The sequence below is a fragment of the Aquabacterium sp. NJ1 genome (genome assembly GCF_000768065.1).
Lineage (GTDB): Bacteria > Pseudomonadota > Gammaproteobacteria > Burkholderiales > Burkholderiaceae_C > Aquabacterium.
Map to the genome: position 1 here is coordinate 4,002,759 of NZ_JRKM01000001.1, position 26,480 is coordinate 4,029,238.

The following is a 26,480-nucleotide window of genomic DNA, read 5'->3' on the forward strand; positions in this document are numbered from 1 at the left end:
ACCTGAGGTTTTGATGTTGTTGTGTGGTTTTAGGTGTTGGCGCGAAACGATTCGCGATCTAGGATGAAGCCAGATCAGTCGCTTGACTGAAGTTGGAATGCAAGGCGTTAGGAGGCCCTCATGTACGAACATTTGTTGGTGCCGGTAGATGGCAGCGAGTTGTCGAACAAGGCCATTGAGCACAGCATTGGCCTGGCCAAGATGCTGGGGGCGTCGATCACCGGGTTCACGGCCGAGCCGCCGCTGCCTGTGCTGGTGGTGGAGCAAGCCGCCGTGGCCTATGACGTGGCCACGTTTCAGGAACACGAAAAGCGTTGTGAGGCGCATGCCCGGGAAATTCTCGAAGCGTTTGCAGCCCGGGCCAAGGAGGCGGGGGTGCATTTCGATGGCCAGTTCATGATCACCGACAACGTCCAGCAGGGGATCGTGGACACGGCGCGCAAGCAGGGCTGTGACCTGATCGTGATGGCCACGCATGGCCGCCATGGCCTGGATGCCCTGATCCATGGCTCGCTGGCCAAGAGTGTGCTGGCGCACAGCCAGGTGCCTTTGTTGATCCTGCATTGATTTCTGTTTGACCCCACTAACTGAAGGAGAGCGACATGAGCGAACTGACTTCCGCCCAAAAGGACAAGCTGATGGCCGACCTGCAACTGGTCATGGCCGATGCCGAAGCGCTGCTGGCTGCCACCGCCGATGACGCGGGTGCTGGCGTGGCCGAGTTGCGCAAGCGCGTGCAGGCCACTCTGTCCAATGCCAAGACAGGCCTGATCGAGGTGCAGGCTGCCGTGGTGGACAAGGCCAAGGCCGCCGCCAAGGTGACGGACGAATACGTGCACGAGAACCCCTGGAAGTCCATCAGCATCGCCGCTGGTGCGGGCTTGTTGATCGGCCTGCTGCTGGGTCGTCGATGAATGGCTGACGCTGCTGATCAGTCAGCGGAGGTGCGCCGGGGGCGTTTGATGTCCTCGGTGCAGGGCCTGGCCGCCACCTTGATGGCGATCTTCCAGACGCGCCTCGAATTGCTGGCCACTGAGGTCGAGGAAGAAAAGCAGCGCCTGCTGGCCGTGCTGGGCTGGGGCGCCGTGGCCATCCTGATGGGCGCGGTCGCGAGCGTGTTCCTGGCCGGTTTCATCACCGTGCTGTTCTGGGACACGCACCCGCTGCTGGTGCTGGGCTTGCTGACCTTGGCGTTTGCAGCGGTGTGCCTGTGGGCTGTCAGGCGTGTCCAGGCGATCACGGCGTCGCCCGAGGGCATGCTGGCCGCCACCCTGGCCGAGTTGCAGGCAGATCACGACGCCTTGCTCGCTGCCGCCCAGGAGGGCGCTCAACCTGAGCAGAAAGGGTGACGCGCATGTCGGCTCGCATGGCTGAACTGGCCTTGAAAAAACACATGCTGCGCCAGCGCAGTGCTGTGTTGCGGCATACCCTTGCCTTGCAAGTGAACGCCCGTGTAGCGCCGCTGGCGGGTCTTGCTGATCGGGCTGTGTCCACCGGGCGTTGGGTGGGGCGCCATCCGTACTGGGTCGTGGCTGCGGCCGTGGCGCTGGCGGTGTGGCGGCCCACGGGCGTGGCTCGCCTGGCTGGGCGAGGGCTGTGGATGTGGCAGACCTGGCAGCGCCTGCAGCCTGTGGTCATGCCCTTGCTGGCCCGGCTCGCCAGCGCGCAAAAGGGCGTCGCAACAGATACGGACAACAAGGACACCACGAAGGCATGATCATGCGCATGACGTTTTATGGCGCGACCGCCACGGTGACTGGTTCCAAGACGCTGGTGGAAGCCGGCGACGTGAGGATGCTGGTGGATTGCGGCATGTTCCAGGGTTTCAAGACCCTGCGCGAACGCAACTGGGCGCCTCTGCCATTTGATCCAGGCAGCCTGGATGCGGTCTTGTTGACCCATGCCCACATCGACCACAGCGGCGCCTTGCCTTTGCTCACGCGCAATGGCTTCAAGGGCACCATCTGGGCCACGGCCGCCACGGCGGATCTGTGCGAGGTGTTGTTGCTGGACACGGCGCACTTGCAGGAAGAAGAAGCGCGTTACCGCAACCGCCATGGCGCGACCAAGCACAAGCCCGCCGTGCCCCTGTACACCGTGCAGGATGTGAAGGCCTGCCTGAAGCACATCAAGCGGGTGCCGCTGGATGGCGTGGTTCAGCTGGACGAGGGCGTGCAGGCCCGCTTCACGCCAGCCGGGCACATCCTGGGCGCGTCCAGCGTGGCCATCGAGTACCAGGGCAAGACGGCCTTGTTCTCTGGCGACCTGGGTCGCGATGACGACCTGGTCATGCTGCCGCCCGCCACCGGGCAGAAGGCCGACTGGGTCGTGATCGAGTCGACCTATGGCGATCGCCTTCACCCTGATCTCAATGCCATCGAGAAACTGGGCGACATCGTGCGCCGAACCGCTGCGCGCGGTGGCGTGGTCATCATCCCGGCGTTTGCGGTGGGTCGCACGCAAGGTGTGCTGTATGCCTTGTATCGCCTGCGTCAGGCTGGCGCCATTCCTGATATGCCCGTGATCCTGGACAGCCCGATGGGTATCTCTGCCACGGGGCTGTACGAGCGGCATCGCGCCGAGCATCGCCTGACGGACGAGGAGTGCGAGGGCATCCGCCACATGACGCGCTTCGTGCGCGACGTGGAGGAGTCCAAGGCCTTGTTGAGCCAGCGTTACCCCATGATCATCGTGGCCGGTAGCGGCATGGTGACGGGTGGGCGCGTGTTGCACCACATTGCCCACTATGGGCCGCATTCACGCAATTCGATCGTGCTCAGTGGCTTCCAGGCGGGTGGCACGCGGGGTGCCTCCCTGGTTGCCGGGGCGACCTCGCTCAAGATGTTTGGTGAGTACGTGCCCATCCGCGCGGAGGTCGTGCAGATCGAGGGCTTGTCGGCGCATGCCGACCAGGCAGGTTTACTGGCCTGGCTCAAGGCGCTGGGCAAGGTGCCGGAGCACGTCTTCATCAACCATGGCGAGCCACAGGCGGCCGACACGCTGCGCCTGCGCGTGGGTGAAGACCTGGGCTGGAACGCCAGCGTCCCTGATTACAAGGATGCGGTGGATTTGAGTTGACCTGTCGCAAAGCCGCGAGCGCGTCAGGCCGTTACCGTCGGGGGCAATTTCATCTTTGAACGCTGCCCATGACGCTCGACACATTCGAATCGCCTTCTTCTCTTTCGGATCATGTGGATGTCGAACTGGCGCGCAAGCTGGGCGCCAGCGGGCTGCGCAGCATGCGCCTGGGCGGGCGGGAGTTGCTGCCCATCGTGCAGGGCGGCATGGGCATCGGGGTGTCAGCCCACAAGCTGGCGGGTAGCGTGGCGGCCATGGGTGGCATGGGCACGCTGTCGTGCGTGGACATCCGCCGGCATCACCCGGATCTGATGGCCAGTACGCAGGGTTTGTCGTCCCGCATCGGGCAGGATGACGATACCCGTGAGCGCATCAATGCAGCGAACCTGGAGGCGGTCGAGCGCGAGGTGAAGGCCGCACGCCAATTGTCGCAAGGGCGGGGCCTGCTGGCCATGAACGTGATGCGTGCGGTGAGTGATTACGCTGGCTACGTGAAGCGTTCGCTGGAGGCCGGTATCGATGCCGTGGTGGTGGGCGCTGGCCTGCCGCTGGATTTACCGGACCTGGCTCAGGACCACCCCAAGGCCTTGCTGATCCCGATCCTGTCGGATTCGCGCGGTGTGCAGCTGATCATCAAGAAGTGGGAGCGCAAGAAGCGCCTGCCGGACGCCATCGTGATTGAGCACCCACGTCTGGCCGGTGGTCATCTGGGTGCGGCCAAGATCGCTGATCTCAACGACCCGCGCTTTGATTTCGAGCGTGTGATCCCCGAGGTACTGGCCTTCATGCGCGCTGCGGGCATCGAGAAGCACATCCCCTTGATTGCTGCGGGTGGCATCCGCACCCATGAAGACATCCGCCGCATTCAGAACCTCGGTGCGGATGGCGTGCAACTGGGGACACCCTTTGCCGTGACGCTGGAGGGTGACGCCCACCCCGAGTTCAAGCGTGTGCTGGCCGAGGCCCATGATGAGGACATGGTGGAGTTCACCAGTGTGGCGGGTTTGCCTGCGCGCGCTGTGGCCACGCCCTGGCTCAAGGCTTACCTGAAGATCGAGTCACGCTTGCAGGCGGTCAGCCATGCCAAGAAGCGTTGCACCAAGGCGTTTGATTGCCTGGCGCAATGCGGCCTGCGTGATGGCTTGCAAGGCTGGGGGCAGTTCTGCATCGACAACCAGCTGGCTGCGGCCATGCGGGGTGATGTCAAGAAAGGGCTGTTCTTCCGCGGTGCGGGGGCCTTGCCCTTTGGCAGCCAGATTCGCAGCGTGCGGGATCTGATGGAGCGTTTGTTGACACGCGAAGAAGCGGCGCTGGCCGCTGCAGCCTGATCCGTTCAGGGGGGTGTGGGCTGCTCCTGAAGCCCGCCGTCCAGGTCAGCTGATTGGAAGTGAGCCAGGCGCTCGGCATCAGCCGGGTGGCTGCTGAACGCGATCCCGATGGGCTGGCTTGCGTCATCGGCCTGCGGTGCGGTGGCTTGCCCCCTGCGCGGGCTTGCGTCTTTGACTCGCTGAAAGAACACCCCCATCACGGACGGGCGGATGTGGTTGCGGTGCATGAAGGTGATGGCCGCATCGTCTGCCTCGCGCTCCAGATCACGTGAATAGGCAAGTTGCCCCATGAGGATGGGGGCGCTGGCCAGCACGGTACTGAAGTCCCCGAAGGTGAGGCTGCCGATGGCACCCAGCAGGCCGGCCTGAATCAGGCCGCGCAAACCATGGCGGCCGGTGATGTGCCCGGTCTCGTGCCCGACCACACCGATCAGCACGTCCTCGCGGTCATGCAGCAAGGCGATCAGATCGTCGGTGATGACGATGTTGCCATCCGGCAGGGCGAAGGCGTTGGGGCCGATGTGCGCCTGCCTGAACTGAAGCTGGATGGCGGGCTGCCTTGATGCCGCGCGGGTGCCTGTGTCGATCTCGGTGCCCTCCAGCCCTTGCGCGATGGCCTTGGACAACAAGGCTCGCCAGTGTGCCTGTTCCTGAAAGGGGAGCTGGCTGGGCTTGAGCCATTGCTCGTCCATGGTTTGCAAGGTGGCTTTGCCGATTTGCTGGCTGACCGTTTGAGGTACCAACGGTGCGAGGAGCCGGGCAGCCAGCGGCAGCCCCCACCAGTAGCCCATGACGGCCACCATCAGCAAGACGGTGGTGGCCAGCATGGTCCAGCGCCAACTCTGGTGCGCGCGCACGCTGAGCGGGGCGCCCAGGTCGTGGTGGTCCAGCCAGCTGTCCCAATCTGCCGGGTTGACCGCCTGGATGGTGCCACCGTCAGCGAAATGGGCCATGCGGGCGCCATGGCGTGTGCGTTCGCTCCATTGCACCTTGTTGAGCGGCACCTGCCTGATCAAACCGGCCCCGGACAGTTGCAGCATGCCCGGCTCCACCCACATGAGGACGGGTTGGGCGCGGGCGGTCAGGCCGTCGAAATAGGCCACCGACAGTTGGCGTGCGGAGGTCATGGGCTGTTTCACAGCCCGACGTCGATGCCGACCAGATCCGCGGCGAGGTCCCCCGTGGCGTTGGTGCTGGCCTGGCGGGCCTGGCCCACCAGCAAGTCTGGATCCTGGCGCGTGTGGATCACGATGGCCTGCAGGCGGGCGCGCGCCAGTGCCACGGCGGCAAAGGGCCAGTACAGGCCCAGCGTGAGCATGATCAGGAGCCAGTTCTTGAGCGCCAGCCCGGCCATGTCAGACCATTTCAGGTGGCTCTTGAAACGCACCATCCGGTTGCCGGTCTGGGTCCACACCAGATTCTGCAGGTGCACGCTGAAGTAGGGTGCCACGACGACCTGGGTCAGCAGGATGTAGCCAGCCAGCACGGGCAGCATCAGGGACACGGCGGACAGCAACTGCCTGGGGTCTGGCCGGGTGCTCATGTGCCCACCGCCCAGCACGGCGCCCAGCAGGCCACCGGCCAGGGCCAGCCCGGTGGCGGCGGCCAGCGTCAGCAGCCCGGTTTTCACGAAGATGGCCAGCACATTGCCGTAGCTGGCCTTGAACGAGGTCTGCAACTGGCCCAGCGCATAGTGGGCATGCTGGTAGCGTTTGATGCGCCAGATCACGTACGGCGCCAGGGCTGCGCCGCTGAGCATGAAGGTGACCATGAGCACCAATGGCATCACGACCTTGCTGGTGCCGCGGGGCAGGAAGGCCACCAGGATGCCGCTGAGCACCATCAGGCCCACGCCAATCAGCGCGGGGTTCAGCACCGTCATGTAGGCGCCCTTGAGCGAGCCTGTGAAATGGAAACGCAGGCCGCGCCAACTGGTTTGCGACAAGCGAAATTGCAGCGACGAGCGCATCAGCGCGGGCCAGATGGCCGCCAGGATCAGGCCCGCCACCGAGCCCGATGCCGGCGAAACGCGCCCGGCCACCGCATACAGCACCATGAGCAGGCTGACCAGCAGAAAGCCGCGCAGCATCTGGCGCGGGTTGCCGTGAAAGCCCAGCGGGTGGCCGATCACGATGGTGTTGCCGTAGAAATAGCGCAGCTTGCGGGTTTTGGCCCAGGGGTAGTAGAGCCCCAGGGTGACCAGCGTGAGCAGGAGGTTGACGATCCAGATCCTGAAATATTCGCTGCCCGAGCCGGTGAAACGGATGGTATGCAGGCTGGCCGGACGGGAGCCCATCGCCGAGATGAAGGGCGATGCGGTCAGGCCGCCGGCTGGTGGGCCGGGCAGGCGGAGCTGGTTCATGCTGATTCCCTGTTTTTTTGGTGTGATGGCCAGGCCTTTGTTGGCCTTTAACCAGGATATCCAGCAAGCCCGCCTACAATTTTTGGATGAACGAGCGCACTGATACCCCTGGATTGTTTCCTCAACAGCCCCCCGCAGGCAACTCCCCCATGCTGGTGGGACTCAATCCGGAGCAGTTGGCCGCCGTGACGGCCCCGCCGGGCCCGACCCTGATCCTGGCGGGCGCGGGCTCGGGCAAGACCCGGGTGCTGACCACGCGCATCGCCTGGCTGCTGCAGACGGGCCAGGTATCGCCCGCCGGCATCATGGCCGTGACCTTCACCAACAAGGCCGCCAAGGAGATGCAGGCACGCCTGTCGGCCATGTTGCCCGTCAACACGCGGGCGATGTGGATCGGCACCTTCCACGGCCTGTGCAACCGCTTCTTGCGCGCGCACGCCAAGATTGCGGGCCTGCCCCAGGCCTTCCAGATCCTGGACACGCAAGACCAGCTGTCGGCTGTCAAGCGCATCATCAAGGCGCTGAAGTTCGACGAAGAAAAGTGCATCCCCAAGCAGACGAGCTATTTCATCGCCAACGCCAAGGATGCCGGGCAGCGCCCGCGCGATATCCAGCCGCGTGACGAACTGGGCCGCATGCAGCTGGCCGTCTACCAGGCTTATGAAGACCAGTGCCAGCGCGAAGGCGTGGTGGATTTTGCCGAGCTGATGCTGCGCACCTACGAGATCATGCGCGACCACCCCGAGGTGCGCGAGCATTACCAGCGCCGCTTCAAGCACATCCTGGTCGACGAGTTCCAGGACACCAACCGTCTGCAATACGCCTGGCTGAAGATGTTCGCGGGCAACCCGGCCGTGACCGGCAACAGCGTGTTCGCCGTGGGCGACGACGACCAGAGCATCTACGCCTTCCGGGGCGCGCTGGTGGGCAACATGGCGGACTTCGAGCGCGAGTTCCGCGTGCCCAGCGTGATCAAGCTGGAGCAGAACTACCGCAGCTTCGGCCACATCCTGGATGCGGCCAACACCCTGATCGCACAGAACAGCCGCCGCCTGGGCAAGAACCTGCGCACCGACGCAGGGCAGGGCGAGCCCATCCGCATCTACGAGGCCAGCAGCGACTTCGCCGAAGCCCAATGGGTGGTGGACGAGGCCCGCCAGTTCAAGCGCGACGGCCAGCCCTTGCATGAAGTGGCCGTGCTGTACCGCAGCAATGCGCAGTCACGGGTGATGGAGTCGGCGCTGTTCAACGCGGGTGTGCCTTACAAGGTGTACGGCGGTCTGCGCTTCTTCGAGCGTGCTGAAGTGAAGCACGCACTGGCCTACCTGCGCCTGCTTGAGAACCCGAACGACGACACCAGCTTCCTGCGCGTGGTGAACTTCCCGGCGCGGAGCATCGGCGCGCGCACCGTGGAGGTTTTGCAGGATGCGGCCCGCTCATCGGCACGCAGCCTGGGGCAGAGCGTGACGGCGGTGCCGGGCAAGGCGGGGGCGAACCTGCAAGGTTTCGTGGCCTTGATCGACACCATGCGCGAAGCCACGCGCGGCCTGACGCTGCGCCAGATCATCGAGCATGTGGTGGAGGCCTCCGGCCTGGCTGACTTCTACCGTGCCGAGAAAGAAGGCCAGGAGCGCCTGGAAAACTTGGCCGAACTGGTGAACGCCGCCGAGGCCTTCGTGACGCAAGAAGGTTTTGGCAAGGACGCCGTGGCCCTGCCGGTGGACGAGCCTGCGGGCACGATCGCCCAGGGCCTGCCTGCGGCCGTGGCGCAGGTCGACACCCTGCCCGATGCCGAGACCGGTGAAATCATCTCGCCCTTGCTGGCCTTTCTGACGCACGCCTCGCTGGAAGCAGGCGACAACCAGGCCCAACCCGGGCAAGACGCCGTGCAGCTGATGACCATCCACGCTGCCAAGGGCCTGGAGTTCAACAACGTGTTCCTGACCGGGCTGGAAGAAGGCCTGTTCCCGCATGAGAACTCGATGAACGACACGGACGGCCTGGAAGAAGAACGCCGCCTGATGTACGTGGCCATCACGCGTGCCCGTCAGCGTCTGCACATCAGCTTCAGCCAGACGCGCATGCTGCATGGCCAGACACGCTACAACATCAAGAGCCGCTTCCTGGACGAGTTGCCCGAAGGCGCGCTCAAGTGGCTCACGCCGCGCAACCAGGGCTTTGGCTCGGGTTTTGCCAAGTCCTACAACGACGCGTGGGCCAGCGGCAAAGGCATGGGTTCGATGGTGGGGGCCGGGGCGCAGCCTTATCGCTCTGGTGGCGGTTCAGGTGCTTATGCCGGTGGCAGCCGCGGTGGTTATGGCGGTGGTCAGTACTACGGCGCCAAGAAGGAAGACGATTTCAAGGATCTGACGGCACCGCTGCCCACCAAGATGGCGCAGGCCAAGACCGAAGGCGGCTTGCGTGTGGGCCAGAGCGTGTTCCACAACAAGTTCGGCGAAGGCGTGGTGCTGACCTTGGAGGGCAATGGCCCGGATGCCCGCGTGCAGGTCAACTTCGGGCGTCATGGCACGAAGTGGCTGATGTTGAGCGTGGCCAAGCTCACGCCCATCGAATAAGGCGCAGGCCGGGCCGCTGCGGGCCCGGTGTGACTCAACCGCCTCAGACCAGCCCGTTGCGGATCGCGTAGGCGATCAGGTCGGAGTTGTTGGTCAGGCCGAGCTTTTCCAGCACGCGGGCGCGGTAAACGCTCACGGTCTTGGGGCTCAGCAGCAGTTGTTCGGCGATGTCGGACAGGCGCTTGCCCGAGGCGATCATCACCAGGGTCTGCAATTCGCGGTCAGACAACTTCTGGTGCGCGTCTTCTTGAGCCGGTGCGGTGAGGTTCTCCACCAGCATCAGCGTCATCTCAGGCGTCACGTACTTCTTGCCCTGCGCCACGGTGCGCACGGCCGCCACGATCTGCGCGGCGTCGCTGCCCTTGTTCAGGTAGCCCGAGGCACCGGCCTTCAGCGCCCGCATGGCGTACTGGTCTTCCGGGTACATCGAGACCACCAGCACCTTGAGTGTGCTGCCTTCTTCCTTGAGCACGTGCAGCACGTCCAGGCCGCTGCGGCCGGGCAGGTTGATGTCCAGCACGAGCACGTCACAGCTCTTGTCGCGCAGCAGGGTGCGCAGCTCGCCGTAATCGGCCGCTTCACCCACCACGTCGATGTCCGGTGCATCGGCCAGCGTGTCGCGGATACCGCGTCGGATCAGGGCATGGTCGTCGCAGAGAATGACTTTGATCATAGTTTGCCCCATACCGTGGGGTCGTCAGGGTCAGCCTCGTTGCCCAGCGTGCCGGCTTCCAGATCGGGCAACAGTCGATCGATGAAACCGTTTTCCGGGCCAGACAGCGGCACGGACAGGATCAGGGTCGTGCCGTCCGGGTTGCTGCTGATGTCCACCCAGCCGCCCACCGTTTCAGCACGCTCATGCAGGCCACGGATGCCGAAGGAGCGGGCCTTGGCCAAGTCCTCGGCATTCAAGCCTCGGCCATTGTCAGTCACTTCGATGGACAAGACGCCGCCTGCCTGCGTCAGATCGACGCTGACCTTGCTGGCCTGTGCGTGTTTGGAGACATTGGTCAGCGCTTCTTGTGCAAAGCGGTAGGCCACCAGGGGCACACCCGGCGCCAGTTGCAGCTGTTCATGGCTGGTGCGGAAGCTCACCTGCAGGCCGGTGCGCTTGGCGAAGCGGTCGCTCATCCATTGCAGTGCGGCCACCAGGCCTTGCTCCAGGATGGCCGGGCGCAGGTTGTGCATGATGCGCTGGCTGGCCTCGTGGGCGTGGCCGACCGATTCCAGCGCCTGCTGCACGCGCTCGGCGATTTCGGGCGAGCCGGCGTGGCGGGCGATCCAGGCCAGGTCGAACTTCACGGCCGTCAGCGCGCCGCCGACATCGTCATGGATTTCACGCGCGATGGCGGCGCGTTCCTGCTCGATGCTGGTCTGCAAGTGCTGGGCGAGTTCGCGCAGCTGCTGGCGCGAGCGGCTCAGGGCGTGGTCGGCGCGCTGCTTGGCGATGCGGGTTCGGTTGGCCTCGATGGCCAACAGGGCGGCGGGCGCCAGGCGAGCCAGGTTGCTCTTGAGCAGGTAGTCGTTGGCGCCGTTGCGCATGGCCTGCACGGCGATGTCCTCGCCGATTTCGCCGGACACCAGGATGAAGGGCACCAGCTTGCCCATGGAGCGCACCTTGTCCAGCGCCGCCAGGCCGGAGTAGCCCGGCAGGTTGTAGTCCGACAGGATCAGGTCCCAGTCCTGCTCCAGGGCCTCGATGAGCGCCGCTTCGTTCTCGACCCGCACGATGTCGGCGTTGATGCCGCCGCGGCGCAGGTGGATGGCGACCAGGGCGTGATCCTCGTCGTTGTCTTCCAGGTGCAGGACGCGCAGCCTCACCGGCGGCATGCTGTTGACGCCGGTCTGGGCGGGATCCGTCAATGGGGGCATATCGGACACGGACTTCCTTCGCTGGTTCGATCTGGCGATTTGCGCCAAGTTTTCCCGTGTCATTGTGAACATGCCACAGCGGGAAATGCGAAAAATTCTATCAACCGGCAAAGCCGAGCGAACTTATTGCTTTCGGCATTAAGGATCCCACGGATTCGGCCGAAAAGGTCCTTGTGCCATGCCGTCTGGTCAAAGGACGGTCCCGTCCGTAACCTGGTTGAGTGGAGCCAAGATGAGCCACGACGATCCCGTCGAACCCTCGCAGCCCGAAATGCCGCTGCTGTTGGCCGCCGAGCTGCAAGATCACTTGATGACGGCTCACAACGATCTGGAGCGCCTGCAGCGCCTGCTGGACGATGCCTGTGAAGTCCTGATGGAAGGATTTCACGGAACGGCCGGCCAGCTGGGCGAGGTCATCGACCTGGGACACGAGGTCACGCCGCATTTGCAGGCCGTGAGGCAGACGCTCTACAAGACCGTCACCGCCCTGCAGTTTCAGGACATGGCGACCCAGCTGATCGCCCACACGAACAAACGCCTGCGCAACTGCGCCGACCAGATTGCCCGTGACGCCCTGGGGGACGACGATCCCGATGGTGCCGCAGTGGTGGACGAGGCCCCGATGAAGCCGAACCCGGTCACCCAGGATGAGGTGGACGCCGGGTCGGTGGAGTTGTTCTAAAGAAGCCGTCCCACCAGCCGAAATAACGTCCGCCTAACCAGCATTCAATTAAGCCCCGGAGAGCGACATGCACTCGATTCTTGCCGTCGACGATTCTGCATCCATGCGTCAAATGGTTTCCTTCACGCTCAAGAGCGCTGGCTACAACGTGGTCGAAGCGGTTGACGGCCAGGACGCCTATGAAAAGGCCCAGGGCCGCAGTTTCGATCTGGTGCTGACCGACCAGAACATGCCCCGCATGGATGGCATCAGCCTGACCAAGAAGCTGCGTGAATCGCCCCAGTTCAAGACGACGCCGATCCTGATGTTGACCACCGAGTCCAGCGATCAGATGAAGCAGGCAGGCCGTGCCGCAGGTGCGACCGGCTGGCTGGTCAAGCCCTTTGACCCCACCAAGCTGATCGAAGTGATCCAGAAGGTGATCCGTTAACCGGGCGGGCGCCAGGTTCACGGGCATCGCGACGAATTTCAGGAGTCAGAGATGGCAGACACAAGCACTGATCACAGCGCGGCAGCAGGCATCGACCTGAGCCAGTTCTATCAGGTCTTCTTCGAAGAAGCAGGCGAGAACCTCGAGAACATGGAACAGCTCCTGCTGGAGCTGGACATCACGGCCGCCGACGACGAGGAGATGAACGCCATCTTCCGTTGCGCGCACTCGATCAAGGGCGGCGCTGCCACCTTCGGTTTCAGCGACGTGGCCGAGCTGACCCACCAGATGGAAACGCTGCTGGACAAGCTGCGCCGTCATGAACTGATTCCCACGCCGCCGATGGTGGACGTGCTGCTGCAGTCCGGCGATGCCCTCAAGGCCATGCTGGGCCGCCACCAGGGCTCCGGCGGCGAAGAGGTGGACACTTCCGAGCTGTTGTTCAACATCCGCGCCATGGTGGCCGGTGAAGCGCCACCCGCCGCAGAGGCTGTGGTGGCTGCGCCCGTGGTCAGGCAGGAAGCGCCTGTTGCCCAGGCCGCTGTTGCAGTGCCTGCTGCAGCGCCCACCACGGGCAAGCGCACGGTCGAGTTGCGCGTGGGCCCCTTGAGCGATGCTTCGCAGGCCGACAACCTGGTGGACCTGTTCAAGGAAATCACCGATCTGGGCACCATCGAACCTCTGGCCGATGATCCTGCTCTGGCTGGCATCCGCCGCTTCAAGGTGGACACGGCCTCCGCTGAATCCGAACTGCTGGACCTGTTCACCTTCCATGTGGCGCGTGAGCAAGTGGCCTTCCTGCCCTATGGCGACGCGGCGGCCCCTGCTGCACCGGCTGCGCAGGCTGAAGCATCTGAGAAGGGCTACGGCTTCTTTGACGATGCGCCTGGTGCCCCGGCCGCCGCGCAGCCTGTCGCCCCCGTTTCGGCCATCGAGCCTCAGCAGCCCAAGCCGGTGGCAGCCGTGGCCAAGCCCGCTGCGCCCAAGGCCGAGAAGCCAGCCGCTGCGCTTGAAGCCTCCACCATCCGCGTGTCGGTCGAGAAGGTCGATCAGCTCATCAACCTGGTGGGCGAACTGGTGATCACCCAGGCCATGCTGGCCCAGAACAGCCGCGGCCTGGACCCGGTCGTCTACCAGCAACTGGTGACCGGCCTGACCGACCTGGACCGCAACACCCGCGACCTGCAAGAGGCCGTGATGTCGATCCGGATGATTCCGATGTCGACGGTGTTCAGTCGCTTCCCCCGCATGCTGCGCGACCTGGCCAACAAGCTGGGCAAGAAGGTCGAGCTGGTCACGCAGGGTGAAGCCACCGAACTGGACAAGGGCCTGGTCGAGAAGATCACCGACCCGCTGACCCACCTGGTGCGCAACTCCTGCGACCACGGTGTTGAAATGCCTGCAGACCGCCTGGCAGCTGGCAAGCCCGAAGTGGGCACCATCACCCTGGCCGCTTCGCACCAGGGTGGCTCCATCGTGATCGAAGTGCGTGACGACGGCCGTGGCCTGTCACGCGAGAAGCTGCTGCGCAAGGCCCGCGAAAAGGGCATTGACGCACCTGACAGCCTGACCGACTCCGAAGTGTGGAACCTCATCTTTGCGCCGGGCTTCTCCACAGCCGATGTGGTGACCGATGTGTCCGGCCGCGGCGTGGGCATGGACGTGGTCAAGAAGAACATCACCTCGCTGGGTGGCACGGTCGAGATCGACTCGGCCGAAGGCTACGGCATGCGCGTGGCGGTTCGCCTGCCGCTGACCCTGGCCATCATGGACGGCATGAGCGTGGGCGTGGGCGAAGAGGTCTACATCCTGCCGCTGTCGTCGGTGGTCGAGTCCTTCCAGGTCAGCCAGGAGATGGTCAAGACCATCGGGGGCTCGGGTCGCGTGGTCGAGGTACGTGATGAATACATGCCGGTGATCGAGCTGGAGAAAGTCTTCCAGGTGCCCCGATTCGATTGGGAGCACAACAGCGGGATCATGGTGGTGGTCGAGGCAGAGAGCGGCCGTGTGGCCCTGCTGGTCGACGAGCTGCTGGGGCAACAACAGGTGGTGGTCAAGAACCTTGAGACCAACTACCGCAAGGTCAACGATGTGTCGGGCGCCACCATCATGGGTGACGGCCGGGTGGCCTTGATTCTGGACGTGGGCAGCCTCGTGCGCCGCTCGCGTCACTGAGTTCAACAGGAGACCATGCAATGGGCATGATGGAAAAACTGGACGTGCAGGCCGATCTGGCACGCGAGTACCTGACCTTCCGCCTGGGCGATGAAGAGTACGGCATCGACATCCTGAAGGTGCAGGAGATCCGTGGCTACGAGAACCCCACGCGCATCGCCAATGCGCCCCACTTCCTCAAAGGGGTGGTGAACCTGCGTGGCACGATTGTCCCTATCGTCGACCTGCGTATGCGCTTTGGTTGCTCCTCGGCGGAGTACAACGCCTTCACCGTGTCGATCATCCTGCACATCGGGCAGCGCACCATCGGCGTGGTGGTGGACTCGGTGAGCGACGTGATGGAAATCCCGGCCGAGGCCATGCGCCCCGCGCCTGAAATGACTTCCGCCATCGAGGCGACCTACATCCGTGGGCTGGCTCAGGTGGGTGAGCGCATGGTGATCCTGCTGGATATTGAAGCCATGCTGATGAGCCAGGACATGGGTCTGGTTGACTGAACACAGGAGATGACATCATGAACAAGCTGTTTGCTGTTACCGCCATTGCGTTGTCCGTCATGACGGGCTCGGTTCTGGCCGCCGAGGGCGGTGCCACCAAGGAAGACGCGGTGGCCATGGTGAAAAAGGGCGTGGCCGCCATCAAGTCTGGCGGCGCTGACAAGACCTATGCCGAGTTCGGCGACAAGGCCAACACGACCTGGCACCAGCATGACCTGTATCTGGTGGTCTATGGCCTGGACGGCGTGGTGCGTGCACACGGTGCCAACGGCAAGATGGTGGGCAAGAACCTCATCGAGCTCAAGGACATCGACGGCAAGGCCTTCGTGAAGGAGCGTGTCGACATGGCCAAGACCCACGGCACCTTCTGGCAGGACTACAAGTTCACCAACCCCGAAACCAAGAAGATCGAGCCCAAGAGCATGTACTGCGAAAAGCTCGATGAAACCGTGGTGTGTGGCGGCATCTACAAGTGATGCTCGGTTAAGCCGAAGCGAAACAACGGGCCTTCAAGGGCCCGTTTGCTTTTGGTGGATGCGGCGCTTCAACCGGCGGCTTTGGCGGGGTTGCGGTAGACGTCGATCAGCTCGCCTTGCGGACCGAACAGGCGCGTGCGCCAGGCCTCTTCCAGTGCCTGGGTCTGTTGCTGCCTGGGGTGGAACTGGCGGCGCCAGAACTTGGGCATGTGGCGCAGCACGTTGCTGATGAGGGCCCCACGCCCGAACAGCGCCCGATAGCCGCGGCGGTTTTCTGCACGGTTGAACAGCTGGCCTTCCTTGATCAGCAGGCGCAGCCAGGCTGCCACCACCGCCGGCATCACGAAGAGGCCCACCAGCCAGCCGGCCTGCTTGCGCTCCTTCTGGGTGCCACCGATGAGCTCGAAGACGTCATAGGCCACCGACTTGTGTTCCAGCTCCTCCAGCGCGTGCCAGTACCAGAGCTTGAGCATCTCCGGGTCGGACGAATCGGTCAGGGCCTGGTTGGTCAGCCATTGCTCGGCCAGGTGCGCGGTGAAGTGCTCCATCATGGTCGTGCAGGCCAGTTGCAGCCGGGGTGAGAAGCGCTCCAGCTGGCGCAGCCCGAAGCGCACGTAGCGCGCGGGCAGGTCCACATCCAGGCCGCGTTCGCGAAACAGATCGTTAAGGCGCTCGTGTTCGCGGCCATGCAAGGCCTCCTGGCCCATGAAGCCCGACACCTGGGCTTTCAGCACCGGATCCTGGATCTGGTCGCGGAAGTTCCGAACCGACTCCATGAAAAAGCGCTCGCCCGGCGGGAAGGCGCCCGAGAACACGACGAACAGCAGGCTGGCCAGCGGGTTGTTGTCGTAGAAAAAGTAGCGGTCTGCCTCACGTGAAAACTTGAAATCGATGTGGCGCGGCGGGATGCCTACCTGGGCGCCGGTGAGGGAACGTGATGCGGCGGTTTCGGACATGGCTGGAATGTCTCCGTACTGAAGGTGGCGAGGTCAGTGGCTTGGTCGCTTGACGTGCACGATAATCAGCGCCAGTTTGTTCCGAATGTTTATTCGGATTCAATTCGGATCTTTGTTGGTTCTCTGCTCCGGAACGCCGCCCATGCAACGCATCCCCAGACAGCAACGTGCCAAGTCCACCGTCGAAGCCATCCTGGACGCCGGCTACATCAGCCTGGGCCGACATGGGCTGGCGGGCACAACCACCACGCACATCGCCGACATCGCGGGTGTCAGCGTGGGCTCGCTGTACGAGTATTTCAAGAACAAGGAAGCGATCTACGAGGCCATGCGCGACCGTTTCGTGCGAGACCTCATCGGCGTGCTGCAACCGCTGACGCCGCGCATCGTGCGCATGCCGGTGGTGGAGGCCATTCCGATCCTGCTTTACGACGTGCAGGCGCTGTTGCTGCGTGATGAGCAGCGCTACCTCAAGTACGCCCGCGAGGTGTTCAACGCGGACTTCCGCTTCGACCTCACCGATGTGTCCCGGTCACTGGGCGACATCATCGTGCAGTACCTGCTGCACAACCCGAAATACGCCGGCATGCAGCGCTTTGCGGCCATGAGCTACATCTTCGTCAACGCGGGGATGTTCACCGTGATCCGGCACATGTCAGACCCGAACCCGCCCATCACGTATGACGAGCTGGTGGACGGGCTGGCCCACATGGTGAGCCACTATGTGCGCATGGAGCGGCAACTGGCCCGGCGGCAGAGCGACGCGTCGGGCGCAGCTGACAAAGCGGCGAGCTGATCTCAGCCCGCCTGCAGGGCCCTGGCCAGCATGGCGTCGAGCTGCGTCAAGGGCAGGGCCAGGCGCGATGCCGCATCCGAGACCTCGCGCTGCTTGGGTGCCCACACCGGCGCGGGCCAGCGGGCATCCCAGTCGAAGCGGGCAATCACGTGCCAGTGCAGATGCGGCACCACATTGCCCAGCGAGGCCAGGTTGATCTTGGTGGGGCTGAGCGCCTCACGCAGCACGGTTTCCACCTTGGCCACCGTCTGCATGATGTGGCTGCGGTTCTCGGGGATGAGGTCCGTCCACTCGGCCACGTGGTCGTTCCAGATCACGCGGTAGAAGGCAGGATGGTCCTCGTCCAGGGCGCGGATCACACGGAGCTTGTCGGTGCGCACGATGAGGATGCCCCCATCTTGCGTACACAGTTCGCAGCCCACGGCGCGGGAAGTATCCAGTTGCCCCATGATCAGACCAGCACCCGTTCGATGCCGCCGTTATTGGCCTTGGCCACGTACTCCGGCATCCAGTTCTCGCCCAGGATCTGCTTGGCCATCTCGATCACGATGTAATCGGCCTCCAGCAGCCCGGTCTGGGCGTCGTCCACGTAGCGGCTCAGGCCTTGCAGGCAAGCCGGGCAGGACGTCAGCACTTTCACGTTTTCCTTCTCGCCGATCAGGCCCTTGGCGCGCAACTCGGCCTCGCCCTTGCGGATCTCTTCTTCCTTGCGGAAGCGGATCTGTGTGGATACATCCGGGCGGCTCACGGCCAGCGTGCCCGCCTCGCCGCAGCAGCGCTCGGACTTGATGACACCGTCGCCCACCAGGGCCTTGACGGTCTTCATCGGGTCCTGCAGCTTCATGGGCGTGTGGCAGGGGTCGTGGTACAGGAAGGCGCCCTTGCCTTGCAGGGTGATGCCCTTTTCAAGCAGGTACTCGTGGATGTCGATGATGCGGCAGCCCGGGAAGATCTTGTCGAACTGGTAGCCCTGCAACTGGTCGTAGCAAGTGCCGCAGGACACGACCACCGTCTTGATGTCCAGGTAGTTCAGCGTGTTGGCCACGCGGTGGAACAGCACCCGGTTGTCGGTGATCATCTTCTCGGCCTTGTCGAACTGGCCGGCACCGCGTTGCGGGTAGCCGCAGCACAGGTAGCCAGGCGGCAGCACGGTCTGCACGCCGGCATGCCACAGCATGGCTTGCGTGGCCAGGCCCACTTGCGAGAACAGGCGCTCCGAGCCACAACCGGGGAAGTAGAACACCGCCTCGGTATCGGCCGTGGTCTGCTTGGGGTCGCGGATGATGGGGACGTAGTCCTTGTCCTCGATGTCCAGCAACGCACGCGCGGTCTTCTTGGGCAGGCCACCCGGCATCTTCTTGTTGATGAAGTGGATGACCTGCTCCTTGAGCGAGGCCGTGCCGACCGACGCCGGCGGGGCGCTGGTCTGTTTGCGCGCGGCCAGCTTGAGCACTTCGTTGCCCAGGCGCTGCAGCGGCATCGCCACGTCCACCAAGGCACTGCGCACGATCTTGATCGTCTGCGGGTTGTTGGTGTTGAGCATCAACATGCCGGCCGCACCAGCGGGGCGGAAGCTCTTCTTGCCCAGCTTGTTGAGCAGGTTGCGCATGTTCATCGACACGTCGCCGAAGTCGATCTTGACCGGGCAGGGCGTCAGGCACTTGTGGCAGACCGTGCAGTGGTCGGCCACATCCTCGAACTCTTCCCAGTGCTTGATGGACACGCCGCGGCGCGTCTGCTCTTCGTACAGGAAGGCCTCGACCAGCAGCGAGGTGGCCAGGATCTTGTTGCGCGGGCTGTAGAGCAGGTTCGCGCGCGGCACGTGCGTGGCGCACACGGGCTTGCACTTGCCGCAGCGCAGGCAGTCCTTCACCGAGGCGGCGATGTCGCCGATGTCGCTCTGCTGCATGATCAGCGACTCGTGGCCCATCAGGCCGAACGAAGGCGTGTAGGCCTCGGTCAGGTCGGCGGCGTGCACGTCGTCGCCCAGGGCCTTGAGCGCGGCGCCACGCAGCAGCTTGCCCTTGTTGAAGCGGCCTTCAGGGTCGACCTTGAGCTTGTAGGCCGTGAAGTTGGCCATCTCGTCGTCCGTCAGGAACTCCAGCTTGGTGATGCCGATGCCGTGTTCACCCGAGATCACGCCGTCCAGCGAACGGGCCAGCTTCATGATGCGGGCCACGGCTTCGTGGGCCGTCTGCAGCATCTCGTAGTTGTCGCTGTTGACGGGCAGGTTGGTGTGCACATTGCCGTCACCGGCGTGCATGTGCAGGGCCACCCAGACGCGGCCACGCAGCACCTGCTTGTGGATGCGCTTGAGCTCGTCCACGATGGGCGTGAGGGCCGCACCGGTGAAGACCTTGGCCAGTTCGTCACGGATCTCGCGCTTCCAGCTGGCGCGGATGGACCAGGTCTGCAGCAGGTTGAAGACCGTGTCGCCGTCTTGCGGGGTATAGGTGCCGTTGCGATGCTGCTCGTAGCCGAGCGCGACCAGTTGATCACCCACCGTGGCCAGTGGCGTATCGATGTGGTCGTACAGGAACTGCCAGCGCGCGCGGACCTTGTCGAGCTGTGTCAGCGCGGCGCCAACCTTCTCGGCCAGTTGCTCGGGGCTGGGCAGCTCTTCGGCGTCTTCGACCTTGCCAAGATAGGAGGAGATTGGCAGGTTGCCACCCTGCACGAAAGCGATCAGCGCATCGGCGATGGCCAGCTTGTTGCGCAGGCTCAGCTCGATGTTGATGCGCTCGATGCCCAGCGTGTACTCGCCCATGCGCGGCAGCGGGATCACCACGTCTTCGTTGACCTTGAAGGCGTTGGTGTGCTTGGCAATGGCGGCGGTGCGCTTGCGGTCGGCCCAGAACTTCTTGCGCGCGTCGCTGCTGACGGCGATGAAGCCTTCGCCCGAGCGGCCATTGGCCAGGCGGATGACCTCGCTGGCAGCGCGCGCCACGCGGTCTTCGTCGTCACCGACGATGTCACCGATCAGGACCATCTTGGGCAGGGTGCCACGCTTGCTCTTGGTGGCGTAACCCACGGCGCGCAGGTAGCGGTCGTCCAGGTGCTCCAGGCCCGCAAGGATGGCGCCGCCAGGCTGCTTCATCTCTTCGAACATGAAGTCCTTGATCTCGACGATCGAGGGCACGCCTTCCTTGGGATTGCCAAAGAACTCCAGGCACACCGTGCGCACGTGGCCGGGCATGCGGTGCACGACCCAGCGGGCGCTGGTGATCAGGCCGTCACAGCCTTCCTTCTGGATGCCGGGCAGGCCGGCGAGGAACTTGTCGGTGACGTCCTTGCCCAGGCCTTCCTTGCGGAAGGTGCGGCCCGGGATGTCCAGACGCTCGGTGCGGATGGGTGTCTTGCCGTCGGCCTGGAAATACTTGAGCTCGAAGCTGGCGGTTTCGACGTCGTGGATCTTGCCCAGGTTGTGGTTGAGGCGAACCACTTCCAGCCATTCGGCGTTGGGCGTGACCATGCGCCACGAGGCGAGGTTGTCCAGCGCAGTGCCCCACAACACGGCCTTCTTGCCACCGGCGTTCATGGCGATGTTGCCACCCACGCAGGATGCTTCAGCCGAGGTCGGGTCCACGGCGAACACGAAGCCGGCGCGCTCGGCCGCATCGGCCACACGTTGCGTGACGACGCCCGCGCCCGTCCAGACCGTGGCCACCGGCTTGTCCACGCCGGGTAGCGTCACCATCTCGACTTCGGTCATCTGTTCGAGCTTTTCGGTGTTGATCACCGCGCTCTTCCAGGTCAGCGGCACGGCGCCGCCGGTGTAGCCGGTACCACCCCCACGCGGGATGATGGTCAGGCCCAGCTCGACGCAACCCTTGACCAGGGCAGCCATCTCTTCCTCGGTGTCCGGTGTCAGGACGACGAAGGGGTATTCCACACGCCAGTCGGTCGCGTCCGTCACGTGCGAAACACGGCTCAAGCCATCGAACTTGATGTTGTCGTGTCGGGTGACCTTGCCCAGGACCTTGTTGGTGCGCTCACGCAGCGCGCCCATCTGGTCAAAGGCCTTGGCGAAACGGTCCACGGCGCCGCGCGCCGCGTTCAGCAACTCGGCGACCAGCGTGTCGCGCAAACCATCGGTCGCCGCCTTGTCCTCGGGGTGGCGGCGCTTGTCGACCTCGCCCAGGCGGTGGTGCAGGGCGTCGATCAGCAGGGCACGGCGCTTGGGATTGTCCAGCAGGTCGTCTTGCAGATACGGGTTGCGCTGTACGACCCAGATGTCGCCCAGCACTTCGTACAGCATGCGGGCAGAGCGGCCGGTCTGGCGCTCGACGCGCAGCAGGCTGAGCACCTCCCAGGCACGCTGGCCCAGCAGGCGCTGGACGATTTCACGGTCCGAAAAGGAGGTGTAGTTGTAGGGGATCTCGCGCAGGCGGGGCTGGCCGTCGCCGTGTGCGTCGGCGGCCTGGGCGGTCATGTGGGTCAGCTCGATGGGTGCGTTCATGAGGGCGCCAGGCGCGAAAAACCGGTTCAACAAAGGGCAATTCGCCTGGGGTTTGGGATAACGCCCAGGCACTGCGGGGGAGGGTGGTTTTCGCGCCTGAGGCGAGATGTTAACGCAGCAGGTCATGCCCTCGGGCAGAAAAGGGCAACCGACAGGGTCTTCTGAAAGCGTTTAGCCTTGGCTCAAATCGATATTCTGAGCAGCAGTTCAGAATTCAAAGTAGTCGAGCCCGCCATGACCCAATACGGATCCCCAGCCACCCATTGGCCTTATCCATGCTGGATTGCCCACCGTGGTGCGGGCAAGCTGGCGCCCGAAAACACCATGGCTGCCTTCCGCCTGGGGGCCGAGCACGGCTTTGCGATGTTCGAGTGCGACGTCAAGCTCAGCGCTGACGGCGAACCCTTTTTGCTGCACGACGCCGAGCTGGACCGCACGACCAACGGCCAAGGCGTGGCCGGTGTGCTCAAGTGGGATGCCTTGTCGCGCCTGGACGCCGGCAGCTGGCATGGCCGCACCTACGCTGGCGAGCCGCTGCTGCGCCTGGAAGCCCTCTCGCGCTGGCTGCAGGCCCTGGGCCTGATGGTCAACCTGGAGATCAAGCCCACGCCCGGCGAAGAAGTGCGCACGGGCCGCATCGTGGCCCAGCATGTGGCCCGCCTTTGGGCGCAGTCGCAGATCAAGCCGCTGCTGAGCTCCTTCAGCGTGGACGCCTTGCGTGCCGCGCAGGAAGCCCAGCCCGAATTGCCTCGTGCGCTGTTGCTGGACAAGTGGGTGCGCGACGCGGTGGACCAGGCCCAGTCTCTGGGCTGCCAGGCGCTGGTGGTCAACCAGACCCAGCTCGATGCGGACCGGATCGAATTGGGCCATGCCGTCGGTTTGAAGATGCTGACGTACACCGTCAACGACGCGTCGCGCGCCAGCACCTTGTGGTTGTCTGGCCTGGATGGGCTGATCACGGACCGGGTCGACCTGTTCGAGCCTCAGGCCCGCCTGGGCGCCAACCCCGCCCAATTGATGTACGTGGCCGAAGAGTTCATCGCCTGAGCCTGACGCCCTGGTGCTGAGCCCAGGGCCATCAAGCCATCAGGGGTGAGGGGGCTTCAGGCCAGCGCCTTGAGCAGCTTGTCGTGGATGCCGCCAAAGCCCCCGTTGCTCATGCACAGGATCTGATCACCCGGCTTGGCAGCCTTGACCACCTTGCTCACCAGCGTGTCGATGTTGTCGGACACGATGGCGCGCTCGCCCATCTCGGCCAGCGCCTCGTTGGCATCCCAGCCCAGGCCGCCGCTGTGGCAGAAGGCCAGATCAGCTTCTTCGAGTGACCAGGGCAGCAAGGCCTTCATGGTGCCCAACTTCATGGTGTTGGAGCGTGGCTCGAACACCGCCAGGATGCGGCTGTCGGGGCCTACCTTGCGGCGCAGGCCGTCCACCGTGGTACGGATGGCGGTGGGGTGGTGTGCGAAGTCGTCGTAGACGGCCACGCCCTTGACCTCGCCGCGCAACTCCAGCCGGCGCTTCACGTTGGCAAACTGCCCCAGAGCTTCGCAGGCCTGTTGCGGCGTCACGCCCACATGCTCGGCTGCCGCGATGGCCGCCAGCGCGTTCATCTGGTTGTGCTCGCCCAGCAACGCCCACTCCACGCGGCCCACCAGTACGCCCGCCTTCAACACGTCGAAGGCATGCGGCTCGCCGCGGGCACGGAAGCCGGGCACATCGCCACGCACGCCAAAACGCGCCACATCGCTCCAGCAGCCGCGTGTCAGCACACGTTCCAGCGCTTCTTCACGAGCATTGACGACCAAGCGGCCGCTTTGGGGCACGGTGCGCACCAGGTGGTGGAACTGGGTTTCGATGGCAGCCAGGTCGGCAAAGATGTCGGCGTGGTCGAACTCGAGGTTGTTGAGCACGGCGGTGCGCGGGCGGTAGTGCACGAACTTGCTGCGCTTGTCGAAGAATGCGGTGTCGTATTCGTCTGCCTCAATGACGAAGGGGTGGCCTGTGGCCGGGCGCGTCTCGGCAGTGGTGTCACCCAGGCGGGCAGACACGCCAAAGTTCTGAGGCACACCGCCCACCAGGAAGCCGGGCTGCTTGCCCGCGAACTCCAGGATCCAGGTCAACATGGACGTGGTCGTGGTCTTGCCATGCGTGCCAGCCACAGCCAGCACATGGCGGCCTTGCAGCACGTTCTCGCTCAGCCATTGCGGGCCGCTGGTGTAGGGCAGGCCCGCATCCAGGATGGCTTCCATCAAGGGGTTGCCGCGTGAGACCACGTTGCCGATCACGAAGAGATCGGGTTCGAGCTTGAGCTGGTCAACCGTGTAGCCTTCGATCAGCTCGATGCCCAGGGCACGCAGTTGGTCGCTCATGGGCGGGTAGACGCCGGCGTCGCAACCGGTCACGCGGTGGCCTGCTTCGCGGGCCAGGGCGGCCACACCACCCATGAAGGTGCCGCAAATGCCGAGAATGTGAATGTGCATGTAAAGCTCAGAGTTGGCGGAAGGCCTTGCCGGCGGCCGCCACGGTTTGGGCGATGTCATCGGCCGTGTGCGCAGCGCTCACGAAGCCGGCCTCATACATGGCGGGTGCCAGGTACACGCCCTGGTCCAGCATGAGGTGGAAGAACTTGTTGAACTTGTCCGTACCCTTGGCCATCACGGCCTGGTAATGCTGGGGCAGCTGGTCGGCAAAGAAGAAGCCGAACATGCCGCCTTCGCAATCCGCCGTCAGTTCGACGCCGGCAGCCTGGGCTTCGGCACAGAAGCCGTCCATCAGGCTGCGGGTCGATGCCGACAAGGCTTCGAAGAAGCCCGGGCGCTGGATCAGCTTGAGTGTGGCCAGCCCACAAGCCGTGGCCACCGGGTTGCCCGACAGGGTGCCGGCCTGGTAGACCGGGCCCAGCGGGGCCAGCTTGGCCATGATCTCTTTCGAGGCGGCAAAGGCCGCCAGCGGCATGCCGCCGCCGATCACCTTGCCGAACACGCTGATGTCGGGCTTGAAGCCGGGCAGGGCCTTGGCGTAGATGCTCTGTGCACTGCCCAGGGCCACGCGAAAGCCGCTCATCACCTCGTCGAACACGAACAGGGCGCCATATTGGTCGCACAGTTCGCGGATGCGCTGGATGAAGGGCACGCTGGCGCGCACGAAGTTCATGTTGCCGGCGATCGGCTCGATCATCACGCAGGCGATGTCGGCGCCTTGCGTGGCAAAGGCCTCTTCGATCTGGGCGATGTTGTTGTACTCCAGCACCAGGGTGTGCTGCACCACTTCAGGCGGCACTCCGGCGCTGGTCGGGTGGCCGAAAGTGGCCAGGCCCGAGCCGGCCTTGACCAGCAGGGCGTCGGCATGGCCGTGGTAGCAGCCCTCGAACTTGATCAGCTTGCTGCGGCCGGTGAAGCCGCGCGCCAGGCGGATGGCGCTCATGCCGGCCTCGGTGCCAGAACTCACCAGCCGCACCTGCTCGGCACTGGGCACGATCTTCAGGATCTCTTCGGCCAGTTCGATCTCGCGCTCGGTGGGGGCGCCAAAAGAGAAGCCTTCCAGCACGGCCTTCTGCACGGCCTCGACCACCTCGGGGTGCCCGTGGCCCAGGATCATCGGCCCCCAGGAGCCGATGTAATCGATGTAGCGCTGGTTCTCGGCGTCCCAGATGTAGGCGCCTTGAGCCCGGGTGATGAAGCGGGGCGTGCCGCCCACGGCGCGAAAAGCGCGCACGGGCGAATTGACGCCGCCAGGGATGACGCGTTGGGCGCGCTCAAAAAGCGAGGCGTTAGTGGACATTGCGGGTATGCGGGGGAGGGAGCTGTTCGTTCAGATCGGTGATGTCGCCTTCGGCTGGCGCGCCTTCGCCTTCAGCGGGCTGTTCGCCCGGGGGCAGCGCCCAGAAGAAGCGATCGGGCACCACACCACCCATGCCGGGGCGGAAGCCCGAGTCCAGGGCCTGGTCCAGGAAGCTCAAGGCTTCGGACACGGCCACATCCAGCGCGGTGCCGGTGGACAGGATCGCGGCCAGCGCGGCCGACAGGGTGTCGCCGGCGCCCACGAAGCTGGCCTCGAAGCGCTCGAACCGCTCGCCGGCCACGGCACCTTGCGGTGAGGCCAGCACGTTGTCGATGAACTGGTCCGGCAGTTGCACGCCGGTCACCAGCACGTAGGCGCAACCATGCTCGGCGGCGGCCACGGCGAGCTCCCGTGCGGAGGGCGAACGCTCGGCATCCCACTCGGGCAGCAGGAAATCCGTGAGGGTCTTGTGGTTTCCCACCAACACCTGGCTGGCCGGCAGGATCAGTTCGCGGAAAGCATCCAGATAGGCCATCTGGGCGTCCTCGTCCATCCAGGACAGGTTGGGCAGATAGGACACCAGCGGCGTGTCGGTGTAATCGGACAGGATCTCGGCGACGGCGCTGATGCCCTCGGCGCTGCCCAGAAAACCGACCTTCCAGGAGGCGATGGTGATGTCTTCCAGCACGCTGCGCGCCTGGTCGATCACTGCCTCGGCATCGATCTCGTGAGACTCGAAGACCTCGGCGGAATCGCGAATCAGCAGGCTGGTGACCACGGGCAGCGCGTGCGCGCCCATGGCGGCGATCGTGGCGATATCGGCCCCGATCCCGGATGCCCCGCTGGCGTCATTGGCGTTGAAGCTCATGACGCATGCTGGCGAGCCTGCGTCCTGGTCTTCTGCGGCGGTGTGGTCCTCTGGACCGGTCTGGGGGGCGTTCATGCGTGTGCAGTATTGGCTAGAAGGTGAGCCCGTGCCCACAAACCCTGGGGTTCACGGGAGCGGCTGATGG

At 64.5% G+C, this 26,480-nt stretch carries 24 protein-coding genes; 14 read left to right on the plus strand and 10 right to left on the minus strand.

Annotated elements, in window-relative coordinates; translation table 11 throughout:
- The first annotated feature begins 120 nt into the window (after positions 1-120).
- From JY96_RS17160 to JY96_RS17185, 6 genes are all read left to right on the plus strand, one after another.
- Complete coding sequence (locus tag JY96_RS17160; RefSeq protein WP_035039359.1) at positions 121-567, plus strand: universal stress protein; 447 nt, start codon at positions 121-123, stop codon at positions 565-567.
- 35 nt (positions 568-602) lie between these two features.
- Complete coding sequence (locus tag JY96_RS17165) at positions 603-914, plus strand: YqjD family protein (protein ID WP_035039361.1); 312 nt, start codon at positions 603-605, stop codon at positions 912-914.
- On the plus strand, positions 915-1,349 hold the full coding sequence (locus tag JY96_RS17170) for a phage holin family protein (protein ID WP_052162671.1): 435 nt from the start codon (positions 915-917) through the stop codon (positions 1,347-1,349).
- Between the two features lie 5 nt (positions 1,350-1,354).
- Complete coding sequence (locus JY96_RS17175) at positions 1,355-1,717, plus strand: YqjK family protein (RefSeq protein WP_152606551.1); 363 nt, start codon at positions 1,355-1,357, stop codon at positions 1,715-1,717.
- A 2-nt stretch (positions 1,718-1,719) separates the two neighbouring features.
- Positions 1,720-3,078 (plus strand): MBL fold metallo-hydrolase RNA specificity domain-containing protein, encoded by a 1,359-nt coding sequence (locus JY96_RS17180; RefSeq protein ID WP_035039364.1) that lies wholly within the window; start codon positions 1,720-1,722, stop codon positions 3,076-3,078.
- 161 nt (positions 3,079-3,239) lie between these two features.
- A complete protein-coding gene (locus JY96_RS17185; RefSeq protein WP_235334051.1) occupies positions 3,240-4,406 on the plus strand; it encodes a nitronate monooxygenase family protein in 1,167 nt (388 codons plus the stop codon).
- A gap of 5 nt (positions 4,407-4,411) precedes the next feature.
- Here the strand turns inward: JY96_RS17185 and JY96_RS17190 are convergent, their stop codons facing one another.
- Both JY96_RS17190 and JY96_RS17195 read right to left on the minus strand, forming a co-directional pair.
- Positions 4,412-5,533, minus strand: coding sequence for a M48 family metallopeptidase (locus tag JY96_RS17190; protein ID WP_052162672.1), 1,122 nt, complete (start codon positions 5,531-5,533; stop codon positions 4,412-4,414).
- An 8-nt stretch (positions 5,534-5,541) separates the two neighbouring features.
- Positions 5,542-6,768: a YjgN family protein gene (locus tag JY96_RS17195; RefSeq protein ID WP_035039366.1), complete on the minus strand. Its 1,227-nt coding sequence runs from the start codon at positions 6,766-6,768 to the stop codon at positions 5,542-5,544.
- Between the two features lie 149 nt (positions 6,769-6,917).
- Here JY96_RS17195 and JY96_RS17200 point away from each other — a divergent pair, with 149 nt between their 5' ends.
- On the plus strand, positions 6,918-9,344 hold the full coding sequence (locus JY96_RS17200; RefSeq protein WP_235333966.1) for a UvrD-helicase domain-containing protein: 2,427 nt from the start codon (positions 6,918-6,920) through the stop codon (positions 9,342-9,344).
- Between the two features lie 43 nt (positions 9,345-9,387).
- Here the strand turns inward: JY96_RS17200 and JY96_RS17205 are convergent, their stop codons facing one another.
- Together JY96_RS17205 and JY96_RS17210 are read right to left on the minus strand one after the other, a co-directional pair.
- The gene (locus tag JY96_RS17205) at positions 9,388-10,017 is read right to left on the minus strand and encodes a response regulator transcription factor (protein WP_035039370.1); all 630 of its coding nucleotides are present in this window, start codon (positions 10,015-10,017) and stop codon (positions 9,388-9,390) included.
- Positions 10,014-11,216, minus strand: coding sequence for a response regulator (locus JY96_RS17210; protein ID WP_052162674.1), 1,203 nt, complete (start codon positions 11,214-11,216; stop codon positions 10,014-10,016). The genes JY96_RS17205 and JY96_RS17210 overlap by 4 nt, the downstream gene beginning before the upstream one ends.
- A 232-nt stretch (positions 11,217-11,448) precedes the next feature.
- On the opposite strand from JY96_RS17210, the gene JY96_RS17215 reads away from it, so the two are divergent.
- From JY96_RS17215 to JY96_RS17235, 5 genes are all read left to right on the plus strand, one after another.
- On the plus strand, positions 11,449-11,898 hold the full coding sequence (locus tag JY96_RS17215; protein ID WP_035039374.1) for a hypothetical protein: 450 nt from the start codon (positions 11,449-11,451) through the stop codon (positions 11,896-11,898).
- A 67-nt stretch (positions 11,899-11,965) separates the two neighbouring features.
- Positions 11,966-12,328 (plus strand): response regulator, encoded by a 363-nt coding sequence (locus JY96_RS17220; RefSeq protein ID WP_035039376.1) that lies wholly within the window; start codon positions 11,966-11,968, stop codon positions 12,326-12,328.
- Between the two features lie 51 nt (positions 12,329-12,379).
- Entirely contained in the window at positions 12,380-14,503 is a 2,124-nt protein-coding gene (locus JY96_RS17225; protein WP_035039378.1) for a chemotaxis protein CheA, read from the plus strand.
- A gap of 20 nt (positions 14,504-14,523) precedes the next feature.
- On the plus strand, positions 14,524-15,000 hold the full coding sequence (locus JY96_RS17230; RefSeq protein ID WP_035039379.1) for a chemotaxis protein CheW: 477 nt from the start codon (positions 14,524-14,526) through the stop codon (positions 14,998-15,000).
- Positions 15,001-15,017: 17 nt separating this feature from the next.
- The gene (locus JY96_RS17235) at positions 15,018-15,476 is read left to right on the plus strand and encodes a cache domain-containing protein (protein ID WP_152606552.1); all 459 of its coding nucleotides are present in this window, start codon (positions 15,018-15,020) and stop codon (positions 15,474-15,476) included.
- A gap of 68 nt (positions 15,477-15,544) precedes the next feature.
- Here JY96_RS17235 and JY96_RS17240 read toward each other — a convergent pair whose 3' ends face one another.
- The gene (locus tag JY96_RS17240) at positions 15,545-16,432 is read right to left on the minus strand and encodes a metal-dependent hydrolase (protein ID WP_035039383.1); all 888 of its coding nucleotides are present in this window, start codon (positions 16,430-16,432) and stop codon (positions 15,545-15,547) included.
- 142 nt (positions 16,433-16,574) lie between these two features.
- Here JY96_RS17240 and JY96_RS17245 point away from each other — a divergent pair, with 142 nt between their 5' ends.
- Positions 16,575-17,228 carry a TetR/AcrR family transcriptional regulator gene (locus tag JY96_RS17245; RefSeq protein WP_035039385.1) on the plus strand — a complete coding sequence of 218 codons (654 nt, stop codon included), beginning with the start codon at positions 16,575-16,577 and terminating at the stop codon, positions 17,226-17,228.
- Between the two features lie 2 nt (positions 17,229-17,230).
- Here JY96_RS17245 and JY96_RS17250 read toward each other — a convergent pair whose 3' ends face one another.
- Positions 17,231-17,677 (minus strand): HIT family protein, encoded by a 447-nt coding sequence (locus JY96_RS17250; RefSeq protein WP_035039387.1) that lies wholly within the window; start codon positions 17,675-17,677, stop codon positions 17,231-17,233.
- Positions 17,678-17,679: 2 nt separating this feature from the next.
- Entirely contained in the window at positions 17,680-21,687 is a 4,008-nt protein-coding gene (locus JY96_RS17255) for a DUF3683 domain-containing protein (protein ID WP_035039389.1), read from the minus strand.
- 234 nt (positions 21,688-21,921) lie between these two features.
- Between JY96_RS17255 and ugpQ the strand changes: the two genes are divergently transcribed.
- Positions 21,922-22,734: a glycerophosphodiester phosphodiesterase gene (ugpQ, locus tag JY96_RS17260; RefSeq protein WP_052162675.1), complete on the plus strand. Its 813-nt coding sequence runs from the start codon at positions 21,922-21,924 to the stop codon at positions 22,732-22,734.
- 56 nt (positions 22,735-22,790) lie between these two features.
- Here the strand turns inward: ugpQ and mpl are convergent, their stop codons facing one another.
- From mpl to JY96_RS17275, 3 genes are read right to left on the minus strand one after another with little or no spacing between them, the layout of a single operon-like run.
- Entirely contained in the window at positions 22,791-24,167 is a 1,377-nt protein-coding gene (mpl, locus tag JY96_RS17265) for a UDP-N-acetylmuramate:L-alanyl-gamma-D-glutamyl-meso-diaminopimelate ligase (protein WP_035039391.1), read from the minus strand.
- Between the two features lie 7 nt (positions 24,168-24,174).
- Complete coding sequence (gene hemL / locus JY96_RS17270; protein ID WP_035039393.1) at positions 24,175-25,467, minus strand: glutamate-1-semialdehyde 2,1-aminomutase; 1,293 nt, start codon at positions 25,465-25,467, stop codon at positions 24,175-24,177.
- Positions 25,457-26,410, minus strand: coding sequence for a bifunctional hydroxymethylpyrimidine kinase/phosphomethylpyrimidine kinase (locus tag JY96_RS17275; protein WP_052162676.1), 954 nt, complete (start codon positions 26,408-26,410; stop codon positions 25,457-25,459). Before JY96_RS17275 ends, hemL begins: the two co-directional genes overlap by 11 nt.
- Positions 26,411-26,480 lie beyond the last annotated feature (70 nt).

Excerpts from the sequence above, each read along its gene's own strand:
- JY96_RS17215 (WP_035039374.1), top strand. The coding sequence starts at position 11,449 with ATGAGCCACGACGATCCCGTCGAACCCTCGCAGCCCGAAATGCCGCTG.
- JY96_RS17195 (WP_035039366.1), bottom strand. The coding sequence starts at position 6,768 with ATGAACCAGCTCCGCCTGCCCGGCCCACCAGCCGGCGGCCTGACCGCA.
- JY96_RS17185 (WP_235334051.1), top strand. The coding sequence starts at position 3,240 with ATGCGCCTGGGCGGGCGGGAGTTGCTGCCCATCGTGCAGGGCGGCATG.
- JY96_RS17190 (WP_052162672.1), bottom strand. The coding sequence starts at position 5,533 with ATGACCTCCGCACGCCAACTGTCGGTGGCCTATTTCGACGGCCTGACC.
- JY96_RS17240 (WP_035039383.1), bottom strand. The coding sequence starts at position 16,432 with ATGTCCGAAACCGCCGCATCACGTTCCCTCACCGGCGCCCAGGTAGGC.
- JY96_RS17230 (WP_035039379.1), top strand. The coding sequence starts at position 14,524 with ATGGGCATGATGGAAAAACTGGACGTGCAGGCCGATCTGGCACGCGAG.
- ugpQ (WP_052162675.1), top strand. The coding sequence starts at position 21,922 with ATGACCCAATACGGATCCCCAGCCACCCATTGGCCTTATCCATGCTGG.
- JY96_RS17220 (WP_035039376.1), top strand. The coding sequence starts at position 11,966 with ATGCACTCGATTCTTGCCGTCGACGATTCTGCATCCATGCGTCAAATG.
- JY96_RS17200 (WP_235333966.1), top strand. The coding sequence starts at position 6,918 with ATGCTGGTGGGACTCAATCCGGAGCAGTTGGCCGCCGTGACGGCCCCG.
- mpl (WP_035039391.1), bottom strand. The coding sequence starts at position 24,167 with ATGCACATTCACATTCTCGGCATTTGCGGCACCTTCATGGGTGGTGTG.
- JY96_RS17275 (WP_052162676.1), bottom strand. The coding sequence starts at position 26,410 with ATGAACGCCCCCCAGACCGGTCCAGAGGACCACACCGCCGCAGAAGAC.
- JY96_RS17255 (WP_035039389.1), bottom strand. The coding sequence starts at position 21,687 with ATGAACGCACCCATCGAGCTGACCCACATGACCGCCCAGGCCGCCGAC.
- JY96_RS17170 (WP_052162671.1), top strand. The coding sequence starts at position 915 with ATGGCTGACGCTGCTGATCAGTCAGCGGAGGTGCGCCGGGGGCGTTTG.
- JY96_RS17225 (WP_035039378.1), top strand. The coding sequence starts at position 12,380 with ATGGCAGACACAAGCACTGATCACAGCGCGGCAGCAGGCATCGACCTG.
- JY96_RS17250 (WP_035039387.1), bottom strand. The coding sequence starts at position 17,677 with ATGGGGCAACTGGATACTTCCCGCGCCGTGGGCTGCGAACTGTGTACG.
- JY96_RS17180 (WP_035039364.1), top strand. The coding sequence starts at position 1,720 with ATGCGCATGACGTTTTATGGCGCGACCGCCACGGTGACTGGTTCCAAG.
- JY96_RS17175 (WP_152606551.1), top strand. The coding sequence starts at position 1,355 with ATGTCGGCTCGCATGGCTGAACTGGCCTTGAAAAAACACATGCTGCGC.
- JY96_RS17235 (WP_152606552.1), top strand. The coding sequence starts at position 15,018 with ATGAACAAGCTGTTTGCTGTTACCGCCATTGCGTTGTCCGTCATGACG.
- JY96_RS17205 (WP_035039370.1), bottom strand. The coding sequence starts at position 10,017 with ATGATCAAAGTCATTCTCTGCGACGACCATGCCCTGATCCGACGCGGT.
- JY96_RS17245 (WP_035039385.1), top strand. The coding sequence starts at position 16,575 with ATGCAACGCATCCCCAGACAGCAACGTGCCAAGTCCACCGTCGAAGCC.
- JY96_RS17210 (WP_052162674.1), bottom strand. The coding sequence starts at position 11,216 with ATGCCCCCATTGACGGATCCCGCCCAGACCGGCGTCAACAGCATGCCG.
- JY96_RS17160 (WP_035039359.1), top strand. The coding sequence starts at position 121 with ATGTACGAACATTTGTTGGTGCCGGTAGATGGCAGCGAGTTGTCGAAC.
- hemL (WP_035039393.1), bottom strand. The coding sequence starts at position 25,467 with ATGTCCACTAACGCCTCGCTTTTTGAGCGCGCCCAACGCGTCATCCCT.
- JY96_RS17165 (WP_035039361.1), top strand. The coding sequence starts at position 603 with ATGAGCGAACTGACTTCCGCCCAAAAGGACAAGCTGATGGCCGACCTG.